Annotated in this window: 19 protein-coding genes; 7 read left to right on the top strand and 12 right to left on the bottom strand. The window is 66.5% G+C overall.

Going from position 1 to position 17,505, the window contains the following annotated elements; translation table 11 throughout:
• Positions 1–126: 126 nt before the first annotated feature.
• Both ACXYMR_RS06640 and ACXYMR_RS06635 read right to left on the bottom strand, forming a co-directional pair.
• Positions 127–897, bottom strand: coding sequence for an RlmE family RNA methyltransferase (locus tag ACXYMR_RS06640; RefSeq protein WP_458942003.1), 771 nt, complete (start codon positions 895–897; stop codon positions 127–129).
• Positions 894–1,928 carry a Ppx/GppA phosphatase family protein gene (locus ACXYMR_RS06635; protein WP_458942002.1) on the bottom strand — a complete coding sequence of 345 codons (1,035 nt, stop codon included), beginning with the start codon at positions 1,926–1,928 and terminating at the stop codon, positions 894–896. Before ACXYMR_RS06635 ends, ACXYMR_RS06640 begins: the two co-directional genes overlap by 4 nt.
• 276 nt (positions 1,929–2,204) lie before the next feature.
• Here ACXYMR_RS06635 and hspQ point away from each other — a divergent pair, with 276 nt between their 5' ends.
• The gene (hspQ, locus tag ACXYMR_RS06630) at positions 2,205–2,540 is read left to right on the top strand and encodes a heat shock protein HspQ (protein ID WP_458942001.1); all 336 of its coding nucleotides are present in this window, start codon (positions 2,205–2,207) and stop codon (positions 2,538–2,540) included.
• A 390-nt stretch (positions 2,541–2,930) separates the two neighbouring features.
• Here the strand turns inward: hspQ and ACXYMR_RS06625 are convergent, their stop codons facing one another.
• Both ACXYMR_RS06625 and ACXYMR_RS06620 read right to left on the bottom strand, forming a co-directional pair.
• Positions 2,931–3,194, bottom strand: a complete 264-nt coding sequence (locus ACXYMR_RS06625) for a DksA/TraR family C4-type zinc finger protein (protein ID WP_458942516.1) — start codon at positions 3,192–3,194, stop codon at positions 2,931–2,933.
• A 76-nt stretch (positions 3,195–3,270) separates the two neighbouring features.
• Entirely contained in the window at positions 3,271–4,791 is a 1,521-nt protein-coding gene (locus tag ACXYMR_RS06620) for an FAD-binding oxidoreductase (protein ID WP_458942000.1), read from the bottom strand.
• A gap of 121 nt (positions 4,792–4,912) precedes the next feature.
• Here ACXYMR_RS06620 and ACXYMR_RS06615 point away from each other — a divergent pair, with 121 nt between their 5' ends.
• A complete protein-coding gene (locus ACXYMR_RS06615) occupies positions 4,913–5,785 on the top strand; it encodes a LytR/AlgR family response regulator transcription factor (RefSeq protein WP_458941999.1) in 873 nt (290 codons plus the stop codon).
• A 118-nt stretch (positions 5,786–5,903) separates the two neighbouring features.
• Entirely contained in the window at positions 5,904–6,995 is a 1,092-nt protein-coding gene (locus ACXYMR_RS06610) for an acyltransferase family protein (RefSeq protein ID WP_458941998.1), read from the top strand.
• Between the two features lie 490 nt (positions 6,996–7,485).
• Here the strand turns inward: ACXYMR_RS06610 and ACXYMR_RS06605 are convergent, their stop codons facing one another.
• Positions 7,486–8,493, bottom strand: coding sequence for a fumarylacetoacetate hydrolase family protein (locus tag ACXYMR_RS06605; protein WP_458941997.1), 1,008 nt, complete (start codon positions 8,491–8,493; stop codon positions 7,486–7,488).
• Positions 8,494–8,618: 125 nt separating this feature from the next.
• Here ACXYMR_RS06605 and ACXYMR_RS06600 point away from each other — a divergent pair, with 125 nt between their 5' ends.
• Positions 8,619–9,137, top strand: coding sequence for a type III secretion system chaperone family protein (locus ACXYMR_RS06600; protein ID WP_458941996.1), 519 nt, complete (start codon positions 8,619–8,621; stop codon positions 9,135–9,137).
• Positions 9,134–9,685 (top strand): hypothetical protein, encoded by a 552-nt coding sequence (locus ACXYMR_RS06595; protein ID WP_458941995.1) that lies wholly within the window; start codon positions 9,134–9,136, stop codon positions 9,683–9,685. Before ACXYMR_RS06600 ends, ACXYMR_RS06595 begins: the two co-directional genes overlap by 4 nt.
• On the opposite strand, the gene ACXYMR_RS06590 is transcribed toward ACXYMR_RS06595, so the two are convergent.
• The 5 genes from ACXYMR_RS06590 to ACXYMR_RS06570 all read right to left on the bottom strand — a co-directional run bounded on the left by ACXYMR_RS06590 (position 9,682) and on the right by ACXYMR_RS06570 (position 13,402).
• Entirely contained in the window at positions 9,682–10,677 is a 996-nt protein-coding gene (locus tag ACXYMR_RS06590; protein ID WP_458941994.1) for a hypothetical protein, read from the bottom strand. The two genes, ACXYMR_RS06595 and ACXYMR_RS06590, sit on opposite strands and share 4 nt — an antisense overlap.
• A gap of 69 nt (positions 10,678–10,746) precedes the next feature.
• Entirely contained in the window at positions 10,747–11,058 is a 312-nt protein-coding gene (locus ACXYMR_RS06585) for a DUF190 domain-containing protein (RefSeq protein WP_458941993.1), read from the bottom strand.
• A 7-nt stretch (positions 11,059–11,065) separates the two neighbouring features.
• The gene (locus tag ACXYMR_RS06580; RefSeq protein WP_458941992.1) at positions 11,066–12,031 is read right to left on the bottom strand and encodes a sodium-dependent bicarbonate transport family permease; all 966 of its coding nucleotides are present in this window, start codon (positions 12,029–12,031) and stop codon (positions 11,066–11,068) included.
• A gap of 48 nt (positions 12,032–12,079) precedes the next feature.
• Positions 12,080–12,739, bottom strand: a complete 660-nt coding sequence (locus ACXYMR_RS06575; RefSeq protein ID WP_458941991.1) for a carbonic anhydrase — start codon at positions 12,737–12,739, stop codon at positions 12,080–12,082.
• 189 nt (positions 12,740–12,928) lie between these two features.
• Positions 12,929–13,402 carry a hypothetical protein gene (locus tag ACXYMR_RS06570; RefSeq protein ID WP_458941990.1) on the bottom strand — a complete coding sequence of 158 codons (474 nt, stop codon included), beginning with the start codon at positions 13,400–13,402 and terminating at the stop codon, positions 12,929–12,931.
• Between the two features lie 92 nt (positions 13,403–13,494).
• Between ACXYMR_RS06570 and ACXYMR_RS06565 the strand changes: the two genes are divergently transcribed.
• Both ACXYMR_RS06565 and ACXYMR_RS06560 read left to right on the top strand, forming a co-directional pair.
• Complete coding sequence (locus tag ACXYMR_RS06565) at positions 13,495–14,403, top strand: LysR family transcriptional regulator (protein WP_458941989.1); 909 nt, start codon at positions 13,495–13,497, stop codon at positions 14,401–14,403.
• A gap of 82 nt (positions 14,404–14,485) precedes the next feature.
• Entirely contained in the window at positions 14,486–15,631 is a 1,146-nt protein-coding gene (locus ACXYMR_RS06560; RefSeq protein WP_458941988.1) for a GGDEF domain-containing protein, read from the top strand.
• A gap of 54 nt (positions 15,632–15,685) precedes the next feature.
• Here the strand turns inward: ACXYMR_RS06560 and ACXYMR_RS06555 are convergent, their stop codons facing one another.
• Complete coding sequence (locus ACXYMR_RS06555) at positions 15,686–16,342, bottom strand: TIGR02466 family protein (protein WP_458941987.1); 657 nt, start codon at positions 16,340–16,342, stop codon at positions 15,686–15,688.
• Positions 16,343–16,348: 6 nt separating this feature from the next.
• Entirely contained in the window at positions 16,349–17,419 is a 1,071-nt protein-coding gene (locus tag ACXYMR_RS06550; protein WP_458941986.1) for an isoaspartyl peptidase/L-asparaginase family protein, read from the bottom strand.
• Positions 17,420–17,505 lie beyond the last annotated feature (86 nt).

The raw sequence follows: 17,505 nt of genomic DNA, 5'->3' as shown, positions 1-17,505 counted from the left end.
CGGACAGACCCCCGTCGGATTATTCTGCCCGAAAAAATGACAAGTGGCTGAAAAACCCGGATTCTTTTCTCAAAAAAGCGGGGATACAAAAAAAGTTATCCCCGTTTTTCCGAACCGTCCCTGGAACTAGCCGCGAAAGCCCATGGCAATCACGAAGGTCTCCGCGCTTTCCGAGCGGCTGGCATCGGGCTTGAAGTGGCGCACCTTGTCGAAGCGCATCTTGAGCTCGTCCAGCATCTCGCCCTCGGCGCCGCCCTGGAACACCTTGGCGATGTAGAACCCGCCCGGCTTCAGCACGTCGAAGGCGAAATGCGCCCCCATCTCCGCCAGCGCCATGATGCGCAGATGGTCGGTGCCCTTGTGGCCGGTCGTCCACGGCGCCAGGTCGGACACCACGGCATCCGCCTCACCGCCCATTTCCTGCTTAACCAGGTCAGGCGCATCGTCCTCGGTGAAGTCCTTCTGCAGCAGGGTCGCGCCCTCGATCGGCTCGATCTCGAGCAGGTCGATGCCGACCACTTCGCGGGCCCCCTTCTTGAGCGCCACCTGGACCCAGCCGCCCGGCGCCGAACCCAGGTCGACGACCCGCATGCCCGGCTTGAACAAGTGGAAGCGCTCGTCCAGCTGCAACAGCTTGTAGGCCGCGCGCGAGCGATAGCCTTCCATCTGCGCCTTCTTGACATAGGGATCGTTGAGCTGACGCTGCAGCCAGCGCGTCGACGAGGATTTTCGGCCGCGCGCGGTCTTGACGCGCTCGAACATCTGCTTGGCGGCGCGGGCATCCCCGCCCTTGGTCACCGGGCCGGACTTGCGGCGCCGCTTGCCCTCTTCGCCCCAGCTGCGCTTCGGCGTGTCGCCCTCGCCGTCCTTCGGCGTGTCGTCATCCTTGTCGCTCATTGGCCCTGGTCCGTTGTTTTCTTGCCGCCGCCACCGCGCCGGCGCCGGTTACGCCGCTTCTTGGGGGATCGCATCAGATTGAGCAACAGGCCTTCGCGCAAGCCGCGATCACCGACCCGCAACCGGTCCGCCGGCCAGCCTTCCGCCACCGCCTCGTAAATCGCGCATCCGGCCAGCACCAGCTCGGCCCGGTCCGCTCCGATCGTCGGCTCGCTGGCGCGCCCCTTGAGATCGAGGTCGCGCAGCCGGGCACAGGCGTCGAGCGCCTCCTGCCCGGACATCCACAGCCCGTCCACCTTGGAGCGGTCATAGCGCGGCAGGCGCAGATGCACGCCGGCCATCGAGGTCACCGTGCCGGACGTGCCGACCAGGTGACCGCGCCCGTCCTCGAAGGTCCGGCGCATCGAACGCGCCCCGCGCGGCGTCTTCATCAGCTCGCGCGCATGCGCCTTCATGTCCTCATACCATTGCTGCCGGTCCGGACGTTCCGGGAATTTCTCCGACAGGGTGACCACCCCGACCGGGGTCGAGCTCCAGGATTTCATCGGCGGCCGACCGCCGCCGTCGGGGCCGCCGCGGCGGCGCCATTCGGCCAGGTCCACCCAGGACAATTCCGTCGATCCGCCACCGATATCGATGACCAGCGCCGCATCCTTTTCCGCGTCGAGCAGGTCGATGCAGCCGTGCACCGCGAGGCGCGCTTCCTCTTCCGGCGTGATCAGGTCGAACTTGATCCCGGTCTCGCTGCGCACGCGCTCCAGGAAGGCTTCCCCATTGTCCGCCATCCGGCAGGCCTGGGTGGCGATGGAGCGATACTTGATGACCGGGTGGCGGGCGATCTTGGAGGCGCACACCTTGAGCGCCTCGACCGCGCGGTCCATGGCGCCGTCGGACAAGACGCCATGCGCGCCAATGCCTTCGCCGAGGCGCACCACGCGCGAAAACGCATCGATCACGTGAAAGCCATTGCCGGCCCGGTGGGCCAGCAACATGCGGCAATTATTGGTGCCCAGATCGATCGCGCCGTACACGGGAGCGGATGACCGGCGTCGACCGCCCCGCTTGTGCCCGGCGGACCCGCTCCCCGCGGGTGTCGCGGGCGATGCTTCCGCCATGTCTGTCCTTTCACCGCCGGCGCGGCCACCGAAAAGGGGCGCGGCTCGAAACGGCCTGATGGGTTGTTCCCCAACACCATACGCCGATCACTTCCGGCTGCAAGCACAGGTGACGTTCGCCGCCTCAGCCCCTACATGTAAAGCCAGCGGGACCCTAATTGGGGTCTCGTGCGTTGGCTTACTGGTGATGTGATGCAAATCCGCGAAGCAAAATTCGGACTGGGCGACGTGGTGCGCCACCGGCTCTACCCGTTCCGGGGCGTGGTGGTCGATGTCGACCCGGAATTTGCCAATACCGAGGAATGGTACCAGTCGATCCCGGAAAACGTCCGCCCGGCCAAGGACCAGCCCTTTTACCATTTGCTGGCGGAAAACGAGGACAGCTATTACGGCGCCTACGTGTCGGAACAGAACCTCCTGCCCGACGGCGAGAACGGCCCGGTCACCCACCCCCAGGTCCCCGAAGCCTTCGAGAAGTTCGACGGCCAACGCTACCACCTCAAACCCTCGATCGACCCGATCAACTAGGCCGCCGGGGCCAAGCTGCGACGCCACCCCGTCTTCCCCAACAGGGAGAAGCTCCGCGCAGCGGGGATGAGGGACATCCGCCCTCCCAATCACCCACTCCGTTTCCCCCGCCTTCATGGCGGGGCCTCGAATCTTGGCCGTTCAACAGTGGTCGGCCGCTCTCGTGCAATTTCCGACTGAAGGCCGCGCCATGAAGGCGCGGGAAACCAAGAGGATTGGGAGAAAGGGAGACACACAGTCCTGCAAACCCGGCGCCCCATCCCGCCTCCAAGAGAGCCGATGCATAGCGCCCGCACCACCCCATTCAACTCGCGCTCAGCGCAAGGCCCTCACTCAAGATCACGCGCATCATACGGTCGCGGCGAAACCCGGCGGCGCGCGACCGGGCCGCTAGCGCAGCTGGCTGTCCTTGCTGCCGCGGCGGTTGATGCCGCCGGAGACATGCCGCCCGTCGCGGCCGGATTGGCAGGCGACGCAGGTGCGCGTGCCCGGCATGGCCCGGCGCCGGGCGATCGGGATGGTCTCGCCGCACTCGTCGCAGAACTCGGCGCCCTCGCCCTGGGGAAGACGCGAACGGGCGCTGGCCACGGCATCCGCCGTGCTGTCATCAATCTGGTCCTGAATGGCGCCGTCGCGCGTCCAGCCTCCGGCCATCATCGTCTCTCGTGTGCTGTTTTCGGTCGCAAGTCCGGCGATATGGGGTGCAAGGAGGTCGATTCAAGAACAGGACCTAGGGAGCGCCCGGATCCGGGCGAATATTCCTGTTCCTGTTCATGACGTTATCCGGATCGTATCGGTGCTTCAGCGCGCGAAGGCGGGCATAGCGGTCGCCATAGGCCCGGGCCACCGCGACGGCCCGCCCGTCGGACAGGTAATTGACATAGGTCGGCTCCGCCGCCTGCCGGCCCAGCTCGGCAAACCCCGCATCGACCCATCCCATCCGCGCTGCGGCATCCTCGGGCCGGGACCAGGAGACGCTGAGATAGAAGCTCATCGCCCCGGCCGGACGCGGCAGGGCCGTGTCCTCGGCGTCCAGCACAGCCCCGCGCAGGCAGTGCCCAATGCCGATATTCCAGCCGGGCGGCGCCGCCCGCGCCAACTCGACAATCCGGCCGGCCAGCCGGTCATCAATCGCCGCCAGGCTCAGCCCGCGCCAGTGGTTGAAGGCGTCTGCCCCGTCGCCCGGGCCCGGCTCCGGCTCAGGGGGTGGCGCCGGGAAAGCCGCCAACATGGCCGGGCTCGGCACCGCCACCTCGGCTAAGGCGCGCGGCCCCACATCATCGGCCAGCACCGGGGCCAGTCCGCGCAGCGGAGCCAGCGCCGGGTCGAGCCACCGCGCCGAACCGGCAAAACACACCATGGCGACCAGGACCGGCCCGCGGGCCGTGGCCAGCATGGCCAGTTCGACGGTCAGCTCGCGCGGGGCATCGCGCATCATGTCGCCGAAGGCCGCGATCACCTGTGCGGCATGGGCGATGTCGAAAACGACATAGCCGCCAAACACCTGGCTCACGGGATGACTATTGTAGCGCAGCCGCGTCACCACGCCGAAATTGCCGCCACCGCCGCGCAGGGCCCAGAACAGGTCGGGGTTCTGCGTCGCCGAGGCCAGCAGAACCTGGCCGGCCGGCGTGACGACCTCCGCTTCCGTGAGGCTGTCGCAACTGGCGCCGTGCAGGCCGAGCAGCCAGCCAAACCCGCCCCCCAGGGTCAGACCGCCAATGCCGACACCGGGATCGCAGCCGAGCGCGATGGCGCGTCCGGCGCGGCCCAGCTCGGCATTGACTGCACCGGCCCGCGCACCGGCCCCGATATCGACCTGCCCGTCGCCAAGCCGGACGACGCCCGACAGGCCGGACAGGTCGAGCACCAGCCCGCCCTCGCAGGTCGACTGGCCCAGCACGTCGCAGCCGCCGCTGCGCACGGCCAGCGGCAGGTCGTGGCATTGCGCGAAGTCGAGGCCGCGCCGAACATCGTCGGCCGAGGCACAGACAAGGATTGCGGCCGGGTCGACATCGGTCAGCGGATTGTGGCTGCCGACACGCCGGGCCCGTTCGAAGGCCGGGTCACGCGGCCCGATCAGCCGGCCGTCGATCCGGTCCCCGAGCGCCGCAATGCGGGCCTGTGAAAGACCGGCCAGGCGCCGGCTCAGCCCCGCCGCCGTCGACGTCACCGCGAAGGCTCCCAAACCGACCGCAGCACCGATCACCCCTCTCCGCGACCAGCGCCCTGCAGGTGTCCATGGCCCCATTTCGTATCTCCTCGCCAATCGGGACGCCATTGTGCCCGGAGCGCCGCCAGCGGACAGCGTCGTGTGACAAGCGGAGGCAGAGTGTGACAAGATTTGCCGGCGGGTCACCAGGAGCAGCGGGATGGGGATAAGCGGGGAAACCAGATCGCGGCGACCGCCGGTCGAGCAACGCGCCCAGACGCGCGCGGCGACGCTGTTCTCCGGCCTGGTCTTCTGCTTCTGGGTGGTCAGCGCGCTGTCGCGGGCCACCGAGTGGGACCGCCTCGGCCGCGCCTATGCCTGGGAGCTGCCCTGGGTGATGGAGGGCACCAGCCTGATCTTCATGCTGCCCCTGTTCTACCTCGTAGCGGCGTTCGAAACCCGCTGGCCCGTCAGCCCGGGCGAGCGTACGGCCAAGCTGGTGGCCCACATCGTCGGCAGCATCCTGTTCGCAGCGACCCACATCCTCCTCATGGCCCTGTCCCGAGAACTCATCTGGGCCCTGTTCTACGACAGTGAGTACACCTATCTGCGAAACCCCCTCGCCGACCTGCTCTACGACTACCGCAAGGACGCGGTGACCTATCTGACGGCCCTGATGCTGCTGACCCTGTCACGCAATCTCGAGCGCGCCCACGAGGAAGCCCAAGCCGCTCGCGAGGACGCCGTACGATCGCGGCGGATCACCCTGAAATGCGGCGGCCGCACCGTCTTCCTGGAAGCGTCCCGATTCGAGGCCGCCCGGGCGGACGGCAATTACGCCCACGTCCACACCACCGGCGGCGAGACCCTGCATGCCCGCATCAGCCTGACCGAGCTGGGCCGGCTTCTGGGCAGCGCCGGCGAGGACGTGCGACGGGTTCACAAGTCCTGGATCGTCAATCTAAACCAGATCGAGGAACGCGCCGCCACGCGCCAGGGCGACCGGGTCTACACCACGACCAGCGGACGGCGCATCCCCGGCAGCCGGCGCTATGACCCGCTGGACCCGACCGTGCCCGACCACCCTGGCTGATCGAGGCGTCTGACCGTCACCGGCATTCCCGGCGGCCTTCCTCTGTGGCCTTCCCCTGTGGCGCGAAAATTGCTCCCGGGAGACTCCAGAGTTCATTTTGGCACGGGACACCCTGACCATGACGACCGCGACCGCACCTGCGACACCCCAGCGCCCCGACCGCAATCTGGGCATCGACACCCTGCGCGGGCTGGCCTGCCTGCTACTGGTCGGCCTGCACGTGATCGGCATCCAGCCCGAGCACGGGCTGCGCGTCCCGAACGATCACGCCTTCGCCGTGTTCTCCGATCTCTTCGTGCATCTGCGCATGCCACTCTTCGCCATGCTGTCGGGATTCGTCTACGCCTGGCGTCCGGCCCGACGCGGCCAGCTCGGCGGCTTCATGCGCGGCAAGCTGGCCCGCCTCGGCCTGCCCTTCCTGTTCGCCGCCGGCAGCTTTGCCACTTTGCACAGCGTGCTCGGAGGCGGCTTCGCGGTGCCGCTGAACGAGTTCTGGACCGTCTTCCTGATGCCCTATGTCCAGTTCTGGTTCCTGCAGGCGATCCTGATCCTGTTCGCGGTCATCGCCGTGGCCGACGCGCTGTTCCCGCGTGCTCCCTTCCATGTCGCAGTCGGCATGCTGGTGGTGTCCGGAGCCCTGTTCCTGTCGCCGCTCGGTCTCGGGATCGATTTCCTGTCGATCGAAGGCGCGACGTACCTGGCACCCTTTTTCGCCTTCGGCGTGGTCTTGAGCCGCGCGGGCCGCACGCCGCCAAAAGCCTTGTTGGCTACGGTGATGATCGGCACACTTTTGCTGTTCGCGATCAATGCCATGCTGGTATTCGCCGACCCGGACGCTCCGTTCAACCGGCGCACCGGCCTGGCCCTGTCGCTCGGCCTGTGTTTTTCCGGCACGCTGATCATGCTGCACCGGCACCTGGTCTTCAGCCCGCTCGCATGGATCGGAAAATTCTCTTTCACCATATACCTTTATCATATGTTCCCGATCATGGCGCTGCAGCTGGGCTACGACATTCTCGGACGTCCGGTTCCGGCTGTCGGCCTGGCCCTCGGCGTCACCTTCGGCATTGCTGCGCCGATCGTGCTGCACCTCGTCACCGCCCGCATCGGCGGCTGGCCGAGCCGCATCGCCCTCGGCCTGGCCCCGAAAAAGGCGAAGCCGGCGACCCCCGCCGCCAATCCCGCCGCGTGGCCTGAAACGGGCCGATAGGACGCCCACGGGATTCGAGTGGTTCAGGGCGGGTCCGATCGGCCCGCCCTGGGCCGTTTGGCGCCAAGCCGGGAGACAGCACCCCTCGCCCCGTAAAGATAGGGCGTCGTCAGCGCCCGCACCGGCCCATTCACCTCTTGCCGAGAGATAGCCTCAAGGAGAATTCCAACTCAAGGCGCATGCCCGCGAAGCGGCGCCGAAGGCGGCCTTGACTTGGAATTCTCCTTGAGGCCCGCTGGCCGACAAGAGATCAATGGTCCATTCCGCGCCCTGGCGCGCGAACTACCGGGTCGCCGACACAAGCCCACTTCACCGTTTTCCCCGCCTTCGGGGCGGGGAAACCATCGAGGGTGGGGTAGAAGCGCGAAACCCCTTCTCCCCCACCGGGGAGAAGGTCCGCGCAGCGGGGATGAGGGGCGCCCGCGACAGCGGGCCAAAAAAAAGGCGCCCCCAAGGGAGCGCCTCCTTCTGCCAGGAATGGTGAAAACCCTTACGCCTTCACCACTTCCTGCTCGATGGCGCCGAAGATCGACTTGCCGTCCTTGTCCTTCATCTCGATGCGCACCGTGTCGCCATAGCCCATGAAGGGCGTCTTCGGCGCGCCGTCCTGGATGGTCTCGATCATGCGGATCTCGGCGATGCAGGAATAGCCCACGCCGCCTTCCGAGACCGGCTTGCCCGGCCCGCCATCCAGCTTGTTGGACACCGTGCCCGAACCGACAATCGTGCCGGCGGTGACCGGACGTGTCTTGCCGAGATGGGCGATCAAATCGCCGAAATCGAAGGTCATGTCGACGCCGGCCTCGGCCTTGCCGAACAGCTCGCCATTATACTTCACCAGCAGCGGCAGGGAGAGCTTCCGGCCGTCCCAGGCGTCGCCCAGCTCGTCCGGCGTCACGGCGACCGGCGAGAAGGCCGTCGGCGGCTTGGACTGGAAGAAACCGAAGCCCTTGCCCAGCTCGCCCGGGATCAGGCCGCGCAGCGACACGTCATTGACCAGCATGACCAGGCGGATCGCCTTGGCAGCCTCGTCCGGGCTGACGCCGGCCGGCGCGTCGCCGGTGATCACCGCGATCTCGCCTTCCATGTCGCAGCCCCAGGCGGTGTCGCCGAGCGGGATGTCGCCGCGCGGTGCGAGGAAGGCATCCGAGCCGCCCTGATACATCAGCGGGTCGGTCCAGAAACTGTCCGGCATCTCGGCCCCGCGCGCCTTGCGCACGAGTTCGACGTGATTGACATAGGCCGAGCCGTCGGCCCACTGGTAGGCGCGCGGCAGCGGCGACAGCGCCTCGCGCTCGTGGAAGCGCTCGCGCGGAATGGTCTCGCGCTCGAGCTCGTCAGCCAGGCTCCTGAGCTCCGGCTCGCAGCGCTCCCAGTCATCCAGCGCCGCCTGCAGGGTCGGGGCGATATGCTGGGCATCGGCAAACCAGGCCAGATCCTTGGAAACGACGACCAGACGGCCATCCCGGCGGTCGGACTTCAGCGTAGCGAGTTTCATGTGCGCAATCTCCCATTCGAATTGGCCGCGACCGGGTCGCGACACCCGTTGGCGAGAGGTGTTGCATTGCCGCGCGGTTCACGCAACGCTTGGTCATCACATCTTTGTAGCGGGGGGCCAGGAAGATGCGGGCAAGAATAATAACTTGGGCTGCGTCCATCGCCCTTTTGGCATCCCCTGGGGCCATCGCAGATAACACCCTGGTCGAACGGGTGGCGTGCGAAGAACTCACCGACATTTTTCAGACGGCCGGATACCGGTTTGAAACCGATGGCATCGACTGGCTGATCGCCCCTGACGGTACACGGCTGAGGTTCGTCTTCCACCGTGACGCGGACGGACTTTGCCGCGGTTTTAGAATCTCCGCGCTTTGGGCCGTTGGGGACAGTCAGCCGGCATTGGCTGCAGCGTTGTATTACGAATCGACCAATCCCCTGGCTGCTGTGCGTTTCCATGAAGGCGACGGCGGCACGATCATTGAACTGGGTCGCGGCGTCGTATTTGGACCCGGTCGTAGCCGAGCGAACTTGTTGGCCCACGTGGAATTGACGTTGAGCTTGGTGCCGCATTTTCAGCACGCCCTCGTCAACTCAGATCCGGAACTCCGGCAGGTCTGGCAGAACGCGACGGGAGCGGCAGAATGAAGACGATACTCTCGGGTCTGATACTGGCTGGCCTTGCAAGCTTCACGGCGAGGACATCCGAGCCGATAAATGGCTGGACCGAGGCTGATATCCTGGCGGCAATGGACGCTGTTCAACTGGCTGAAATTAGCGACAATACAGCAGACGCCCGATTTCCAAGCACGCAGGGCCGCACGCCACGCGGTTTTCCGGTTTCAGTAGTGCGAATGGCCTGTTCGCAACAGGAAGCAATAGAGGCCCAATCCTGTAGAGGGCTCTGGATAACCCTCGCAGTGGTGACGACCGAACACCACTGGGCGACGAAGATTCAGGGCAGCATTGAGCGTGCCTCTCTCCCCTTTAACCCCAGTGTCGGAGAGACCACCGGGGCGGATACCCCCAAGCCCCTGATATTAATCGATACTTACCTCGTCAGCGATGGCGGCGTGTCGGATCGTTTACTGGTAAGCGAATTGAGCGATTTGCTCGACATCGCCAACCAGACGGCCGAATCCTTGCTTCTGGACGACCCCGCCCATGCAGACCTCTGGGCGCATCAGGCCGACTAGAGCAACGCCCGGGCCGTGCGACCGTCGCGCGGCGCGGTTGGGAACAGGCCGTAACTCCATTCGATGATGGCGTCGAGTTCCGGGCCCAAGGCGGCGGCGGTCTGCTCTGCTTCCTTGCGGCGGCGACCGGCGCCGTAGGCCGCCTTTCCGTCCTTTGAATCGCGCCGCAGGATCGGTCCGCTGACGGTCGCGCCGACATGCTCGGCGCCCAGCCCGAGACCGAAGAATTCATCCACCGCACCCAGGGCCTCGGCCGGCCGCTTGACGAAATCGTCGCCGTCCAGCCAGGCAAATGCGTGTGCCGGCCCCTGCGTCACCGCATCTGCCATAGCGGCGACCTGCATGTGCCAGACGATGGCGGCGATCTGCAGATCGGACATCTGCATCAGCTGGCGCGGGTCCATGCGGGCCACGGCGTGGCCGTCCATGGCGAAAATCGTGAACAGGCGGCGGGCAAAGGAGCGCCCTGCCTCGCCCTTCTTGGCGATCGAGACGAGGAAGGCCTTGAGGCTGGATGTCAGCACGATGTGACGCGCGTCCGGAAACAGGCGCGCCGCGTCAGCAATCAGGTTATTGACCGTGTTGGTCGGCTTGAGCGTGACATGGGCCTCGTCCGCGGCGGCCTGCCCCATCTGGGCCACCAGGGCGGACAGCCAGCGATCCGAGACCGCTGCCCCTTCACGACGCTTCACATTGGCCACTTCCATCAACGCCGCCGGTTCCTTGAGCGCCAGGTTGATACCCGGCTTGTCGAGACAGCGCGCCAGCAGGGTCGAGCAGCAGAACGCCGTGTGCCAGATGAAGCGTGGCGCCGCGCCGCCCGCGTCGGTGGGCAGCTCGGCCAGGCCGGTTTCGCGTGTGGCCAGGCCGGACCGGTCCCAGCGCTCGTCCAGGAAGGGGGTGTCCCGCAGCGCCGCCCGGCTGGTTTGGGTCAGGCGCACGCGCTGGCGCTGGGCGTCGATGGCATCGGGAAACCAGATCGTGTCGGCCAAGTCAGCCTCGTTTCGCTAAGTGGCAAGGGGTTCCGCGCCGGGTCACCGCTGGGCCGGCAGGCAGGAAATTCAGAAATGGTCGGCGCGGATGACCTGCGTGTCGGATACCGTGACGATACCGATCTGGCGGCTGACAAGGGCGTAGACTTCGTCGAGCACGGGCTCGAGGTCGGCCGCGTCCATCACCGCGAACAGGACGAACATCTGGCCGCTTTCACTGATGGCACCGCGTCGGGTCCAGCTGCCATTGCGCCCGCGCCCGGAGACCGCCGGACACACGGTGAAACCGGAAATCTCCAATTCGTCCAGCTTCGCCGTCAGGCGTTCGAGCATCGGCGCCTCGATGACGATCTCAAGTCGTTTCTTTGCAGTCGTTTTCATGCTCGCCTCACACCAGCGCCCAGGACGCCACCGCGTAGTAAAGCGGAATCCCGAGGATCAGGTTGAACGGAAAGGTTATGCCGAGCGACAGGGCAAGGGACAATGCCGGCTTCGCCTCTGGCAGGGCCAGCCGCATCGCTGCCGGCACGGCGATGTAGGAGGCACTCGCCGAGAGCGTCATCAGCAGCGCGCCATCGCCGGGTGAAAGGCCGATCAGGCGGGCTGCGAGCAGACCGGCAGCGGCGCCGATCAGCGGCATGTAGAGACCGTGCACCAGAACCGGCAGGCGCAGCTCGCCGGCCTGGGATCGCAGGCCCCGCCCGGCAATCAGGCCCATGTCCAGCAGGAAGAGGCAGAGCACGCCGCGGAAGATGTCGACAAAGAAGGGCTTGGTGACCTCGTAGCCGGACGGCCCCGTCGCCCAGCCGATGGCAAACGCGCCCACCAGGAGCAGGATCGAGCCGTTGAAGGCGATCTCCCGCACCATGCCGCGCGACTCGCCTCCCCCCTGGCGCGGACCGGCCAGGGTCAGCCCGGTGAAGATGGCCGGCGCTTCCATGGCCGCGGCGACCGCCACCATGAAGCCGGCGGCCACAAAGCCCAGCGCCACGCCGGCATCGCTGGCCGCGATGAAGGTAACGATGGAGATCGAGCCATAGTGAGCGGCAATGGCAGCCCGGTTGGTCCGGTCGAGCCGGCTGGTCAGGCCGAGCAGCAGAAAGCTGGCGAACGGCAGGGCGGCTGACAGTACCAGGCCCGCCAGGACGGCAAGCGCGGCGGCACTGAGCGAGGCCGAGGCCATTTCGACCCCGCCCTTGAAGCCGATCGCCATGACCAGGTAGATCGACATCGCCTTGGCGACGGATTCCGGGATTACCAGGTCGGAGCGGACCAGTGCGGCGGCGAGTCCCAGGGCGAAGAAGAGAATGGGCGGTGACACCAGGTTCGCCGCCGCCAGTTCAAACAGTCCCAAACCGTCTCCCTCCCCTTATCACTCGCCCCGTCTGCCGCGCCGCGCTGTTCAGGCTCCTGCCGCAGCGTCCGCCAGGGGCACGCTGCGGAAATCACCGTCTTCGCCCAGCCATTCAAGAACGCCGTCGGCGATTCCAAACCGGGCACCGTCCAGTCGCAGATCGCCCGACTCGGCGCGCGCGGCCACAAACGGATAGTTGAGCAGGCGTTCTATCGAGCGACGAATGGAGCACAGTTCCACCTTCTCGGCGACTGTTTCCGGGTCCGCATTCTCCGGAAGGCCCGAACGGGCGTCGGAGAGCGCCGCTTCAAGCGGCTCGATCCAGCGGTCGATGAACAGGGATTCCGGATCACGCTCGCCGGACACGCAAGCCTGCACACCCCCGCACTGGCGGTGCCCGAGAACCAGGATGTTGGGGACTTCCAGCTTCTTGACGGCAAATTCCAGCGCCGCGGACACGCCATGATGCGACCCATCCGCAACGAAAGGCGGCACGATGTTGGCCACGTTGCGCACGACAAAGAGATCGCCGGGATTGGCGGCGAAGATCTGGGCCGGATCGACGCGGCTGTCACAGCAGGCGATGACCAGGGTATGGGGCGCCTGCCCCTTCGCCAGTTCAGCGTAAAGTGACCTCTGGGCGGCGTAGCCCTCAGTGCGAAAACGACGATACCCATCAAGCAGGGTGCGCGGGGGCTGGGCCGGCATGGATACTCCTGGCTACATTTGAACCGGAGCGTTTGTAATGCCTTGCCCGGGCGGATTAAAGCCCGCCGTCTCAGCGACCAGAAAAATGGCCGGAGCGGGATCGCTCCGGCCACCAGGTTTTGCCGACTGGGGGCTTGTCCTTCCGGGAGGGGAAAGGACGGCGTCGGCAGGTCCTGTCAGGCTTTCAGCCTACCCGCACTGGGCCAGGGCCAGGTTGGCCGCCACTTCGTCCTCACCGGAGGACGCCGCCTCGGCCGCCTCGAAGCTGGCCACGGCGCTGTCGCGGTCGCCGTTGAGCCACGCCACGACACCGCGATTGTTGAGGGCGCGCCAATTGTCATCATCCAGCTCGAGGGCGGTGGCACAGGCCTCGGCGGCCTGGTCGAGCTCACCGCTGCCGGCATAGGCGGCGCACAGATTGGCCCAGGCGGCCCGCTTGTGCACCGGCGACATCCCGGACGCCGCGACTTCCTCGCCGAAATGGATGGCTTCCGGCCATTCCCCGCGTGTCACCGCATTGTACTGGGCCCGCACAACACCATTGGCAGTGCGATGGGCGGCGAACACCGGCTCGGCATCGCACGACTGGGCCAGGGCCGGAGCGGCCGACATCAGGGCGGCAGGAGCCAGGGCCAGGGCGGCCGCTACAGTCAGGATACGCATAATCTTCCCTCCGAAGTAAACGGCGTTCACGAATAGAACAAAGTTACGCGAATGGAATTGACAAATTCAGGATGGCAAGAATACAAATTTGAATGGAAGACTGGTCCGATTATCTGGTGTGCCTCGCCGTGTCCGAAGCCGGCAACCTGACCGCCGCTGCCCAGGAGCTCGGCGTCAGCCAGCCCACCGTGACGCGGCGCCTCCAGCATCTCGAACAGCGCTTCGGCGAGCCCGTCTTCGAACGTGAGAACGGGGTCTCCAAATTGACCCCGCTGGGCCGCAAGATCGTCGCCCACGCCATTCGCATGCGCGAGGAGGCCTCGGCCATCGAACGGGCTGTCATCGCCGAGGACCAGTCCCTGTCCGGCCTGGTGGTGATCTCGGCTTCCGAGGGTATCGGTGCCGACTGGCTGCCGCGCGCCCTGGTCAGCTTCCAGCAGGCCAATCCCAATATCGGCATCGAGATCTCGATCAAGAACCACCCGGCCAATCTGGCCGATCGCGAGGCCGACATCGCGCTGCGCTGGAACGGGCCGGGCAAACAGCAGAGCCTGGTCGGCCGGCGCGGCGCCACGGTCGGTGCCGGGCTGTACGCTGCCTCCAGCTATCTGGACAAGTTCGGCCGGCCCGACAGCGTCGAGGATCTCGCCGACCATGCCGGCGTGGCCTGGTCGATCGGCGATTATTTCGGCTGGCCCTCGACTGAGGCCGGCGCCGCCGTCCTGCCCAACCGCATCGCCTTCAAGGCCAACAGTCCAGCCAGCCACGTCAAGGGCCTGGAGGCCGGCTACGGCCTCGGCGTCACCTCGCACCGGCTGGCCCGCCGGTCCGATGCCCTTGAACGCGTCCTGCCCGAATTCTCATCAGCCCTCGACCTCTGGGTCGTGGCCCACGAAACCGTGCGCCGCTCGGCACGCGTGCGCGCCACTTACGACCACATCATCGCCCAGATGAAGGCCGACAGCGCCTATTTCAGCGATGGCGACGAGTCAAAATTGTAGAACCCGGTCAATTTCGCGGCCCGAGTTAACGGCGTGAAAATCCGAGGCGTGTAGTCTCCGCACCACGATGGGGACGAATTACATGTGGCGACGCTACTGGCCTGAAAGTGACAGTGAACGACATGTCGACATCGCGTCACAGCGCGCATTGTCGGCCTTCTGCAGCTTTGCCGGCCTGGCGGGCGTCGCGGTCACATTGATCAACTTGCGACAATTGCCGGACTACGCTCTCGCAGTGGGCCTGGGCGGTGTCATTTCCGTGCTCTGCCTGGTCTGTCCGCTCTGGATCAATCGCGATGGCGATTTTCGTGGCCGCGCCCGCATTGTCGGCTTTGTCACCCTGACCCTGCTGGCCGCCCTATCCTCGCTCAGCAATAATCTGGTGACCCCGAACAACATTCTGCTGGCGCCTGCTATACTCACCTTCACACTCGCCGTCGGCTGGCGCAGCGGGCTCGCCGTGCTGGTGGCGGTACTGGGCATTTACGGGTGGAATTATGCCCATACGCCGGCGCCGCTGCTGGCCATTTCGGACTATATCGACTTCACCACCATCCTCACGGCGCTGGTAATGAATGCGGTCTTCATTTTCTGCGGTGCCCTGATCTTCCTGCGCGAAATGACCCGCGCGGCCCGTGAACTGGAAGCCGCCAAGCGCGAGGCGGAAGCAACAATGCGCCATTTTCGTCAGCGGGCCGCCACCGACGCCCTGACCGGGGTGGCCAATCGGGGCGCCCTCGACGAACTCCTCGAGCTCCAGTTCGAGCGACACCAGTCAGGCCGGGCTCCGCTCAGCGTCATCATTCTCGACCTCGACCATTTCAAGCAGGTCAATGACCGCTACGGTCATGCCGTGGGGGACCAGGTTCTCGTGGAAGCCGCGCGACGCGTCGAATCCTGTTTGCCGGCCACCGACACCCTGGCCCGTCTGGGCGGCGAGGAATTCGCAATTGTCCTCCAGGACACCGGACATCGCGGTGCCGCCCGCCTCGCAGAAACCCTGCGCCTGGCCATCGAGGACATGAGTGTGAGGTCCGGCGATCAGCAATCGGTCCGCGTAACCGCCAGTCTCGGCCTGGCCAGCACCGAGGACAATCCGCGTCCGCGGTCCGTTGCCGAATTGATGGAGCTCGCCGACCAGCGCCTCTACCACGCCAAGCGAAGCGGTCGAAACCGCGTCGTGGCCTGGATCCCTCCGGCCGCCACGGGATACGCCCTGAGCGCCTAGAGCGCGCTCCCGTTCCTGCAAGGGAATCCGCCCTCGCAGGCAACAGCAACCGCCTTACCCCGCCGGCGGCGCCGGCACGGCCAGTACATTCATGGCAATCGATATCCGCTCGCGCGGTCCGTTATGCGGGCGCACCGCGTGCATCATCCAGGACGGGAAAATGACCAGCTTGCCCGGCTCCGGCGCGACGTGCTGCTGGGACAGCTGTTTCTGGCCCGCCTCGTCGCAATAGACGAGATCCGGCGCCACCATGCGCGGGGTCGGGAAACGCGGGTCCTGGGCCACGAACCGGCCGCCCTCGCTGTCTCCGCCGTCATCGACATAGAAGCTCGCCGACCAGAAAGAACCGGGGTGGCAGTGCAGTTGGTTGGAAGCGCCGGCCGGCGACATGTTGGCCCACATTTCCATGCCCATCTCGTAGCGCGACTGGCCCTGGGCGGCCTGGATGTCGCGCGTGAAGCGGCCACACACCTGCATGGTGGCCCGCGCCAGCGCCTGCGCCGCCTCGCCGCCCCAGGCCAGCATGTCCGTGTCGGAATGCCAGCCATGGATATTGGAGCGGGCGATGCCCGGCGATTCCATGCGGCGCGCCTGTATGGCGCCCTTGAGCGGCTTGATCCAGCTTTCCGCCTCGGGCAGACGGACCTCGATCAGGGGCGTGGCGAACAGGGAATGGACCCGGATGTCCGCCGCGTCGGTGTCAGCTGTCATGCGGGCCTAGTCCTCGTCGCCATAGATCGCCACCACGGGGTCCGAGCCGGCTGACTGGCGCGCCCGGTACATGCCCGGCGTGTTGAAGCTCCAGGCGATGTCGCCGTCGGCCGTCAGGGCCACGATGCCGCCATCGCCCCCCATCTCGGTGAGCTCCTCGCGGATCACCCGGTCAGCGGCGTCCTGCAGGCTCATCTCCTGCAGCTCGACATAGGCACAGATCCGGCTGGCCACGGTGAGGCGGATGAAATACTCCCCCGTGCCGGTCGCCGAGACGCCACAGCTGTCATTGTTGGCATAGGTCCCGGCGCCGATGATCGGGCTGTCGCCGACCCGCCCCCAACGCTTGGCCGTGGTGCCCCCGGTGGAGGTCCCCGCGGCGATGTTGCCGTCGCCATCGCGGGCCACCACGCCCACCGTACCAAACCGGTGCTCACGCGCATCGCGGCCCAGTTCGCCATGATCGACCGGCTCCGGCTCCGGCGCCCCTTCCGGACGCGGCGGCAGCTCAAGACCCTGCGAGATCAGCGCATTCTCAAGCGAAGCCCAGCGCCGCTCGGTGAAGAAATAGGCCGGCTCGACGATTTCCAGCTCCTGTTCGCGGGCGAAGGTCTCGGCCCCCTCGCCCTGCAGCATGACGTGCGGCGATTTCTCCATCACCGCCCGGGCCAGCGAGATCGGATGGCGCACCTGGGTAACCCCCGCCACCGCACCGGCCTGCAGGGTCGCCCCGTCCATGATCGAGGCGTCCAGCTCATTGCGGCCCGCGGCCGTGAACACCGCGCCGCGTCCGGCATTGAAGAGCGGGTCGTCCTCCATGCCATGGATAACCGCCTCGATGGCATCCAGCGCGCTACCGCCCTGCGCCAGCACGGCCTCGCCGCGTTCCAGTGCCGCGTGCATGGCGGCGCGATATTCCGCGTCGCGTTCCGGCGTCATGGCATCGCGCTCGATAACGCCGGCGCCGCCATGGATGACCAGCGACCAGTCCACCGGGATTTGGGCCTCGGCCGCCGATGATGCAGCAGCGCCGAGCGCGCCCAGCGCGACGGCGGCGGACAGGATGAAACGCGTCATGGAAATCTCCCCGATTGCTGCGGCGAGCTTTGCCCTCCAGGCCGCGCTTGGCAAGGCGGGAAAGCGGCGCACGAGGTCCGGCCCGC

It is taken from the genome of Maricaulis sp. CAU 1757, assembly GCF_054482675.1.
The sequence above is the reverse complement of the archived record's forward strand: the minus strand, read 5'-3'. Positions and strand labels throughout refer to the sequence as shown.

Excerpts from the sequence above, each read along its gene's own strand:
- ACXYMR_RS06575 (WP_458941991.1), bottom strand. The coding sequence starts at position 12,739 with ATGCCGGCCCAGCCCCCGCGCACCCTGCTTGATGGGTATCGTCGTTTT.
- ACXYMR_RS06625 (WP_458942516.1), bottom strand. The coding sequence starts at position 3,194 with ATGGCCGGAGGCTGGACGCGCGACGGCGCCATTCAGGACCAGATTGAT.
- ACXYMR_RS06570 (WP_458941990.1), bottom strand. The coding sequence starts at position 13,402 with ATGCGTATCCTGACTGTAGCGGCCGCCCTGGCCCTGGCTCCTGCCGCC.
- ACXYMR_RS06610 (WP_458941998.1), top strand. The coding sequence starts at position 5,904 with ATGACGACCGCGACCGCACCTGCGACACCCCAGCGCCCCGACCGCAAT.
- ACXYMR_RS06620 (WP_458942000.1), bottom strand. The coding sequence starts at position 4,791 with ATGGGGCCATGGACACCTGCAGGGCGCTGGTCGCGGAGAGGGGTGATC.
- ACXYMR_RS06550 (WP_458941986.1), bottom strand. The coding sequence starts at position 17,419 with ATGACGCGTTTCATCCTGTCCGCCGCCGTCGCGCTGGGCGCGCTCGGC.
- ACXYMR_RS06605 (WP_458941997.1), bottom strand. The coding sequence starts at position 8,493 with ATGAAACTCGCTACGCTGAAGTCCGACCGCCGGGATGGCCGTCTGGTC.
- ACXYMR_RS06600 (WP_458941996.1), top strand. The coding sequence starts at position 8,619 with ATGCGGGCAAGAATAATAACTTGGGCTGCGTCCATCGCCCTTTTGGCA.
- ACXYMR_RS06555 (WP_458941987.1), bottom strand. The coding sequence starts at position 16,342 with ATGACAGCTGACACCGACGCGGCGGACATCCGGGTCCATTCCCTGTTC.
- ACXYMR_RS06615 (WP_458941999.1), top strand. The coding sequence starts at position 4,913 with ATGGGGATAAGCGGGGAAACCAGATCGCGGCGACCGCCGGTCGAGCAA.
- ACXYMR_RS06560 (WP_458941988.1), top strand. The coding sequence starts at position 14,486 with ATGTGGCGACGCTACTGGCCTGAAAGTGACAGTGAACGACATGTCGAC.
- ACXYMR_RS06585 (WP_458941993.1), bottom strand. The coding sequence starts at position 11,058 with ATGAAAACGACTGCAAAGAAACGACTTGAGATCGTCATCGAGGCGCCG.
- ACXYMR_RS06595 (WP_458941995.1), top strand. The coding sequence starts at position 9,134 with ATGAAGACGATACTCTCGGGTCTGATACTGGCTGGCCTTGCAAGCTTC.
- ACXYMR_RS06565 (WP_458941989.1), top strand. The coding sequence starts at position 13,495 with ATGGAAGACTGGTCCGATTATCTGGTGTGCCTCGCCGTGTCCGAAGCC.
- ACXYMR_RS06640 (WP_458942003.1), bottom strand. The coding sequence starts at position 897 with ATGAGCGACAAGGATGACGACACGCCGAAGGACGGCGAGGGCGACACG.
- hspQ (WP_458942001.1), top strand. The coding sequence starts at position 2,205 with ATGCAAATCCGCGAAGCAAAATTCGGACTGGGCGACGTGGTGCGCCAC.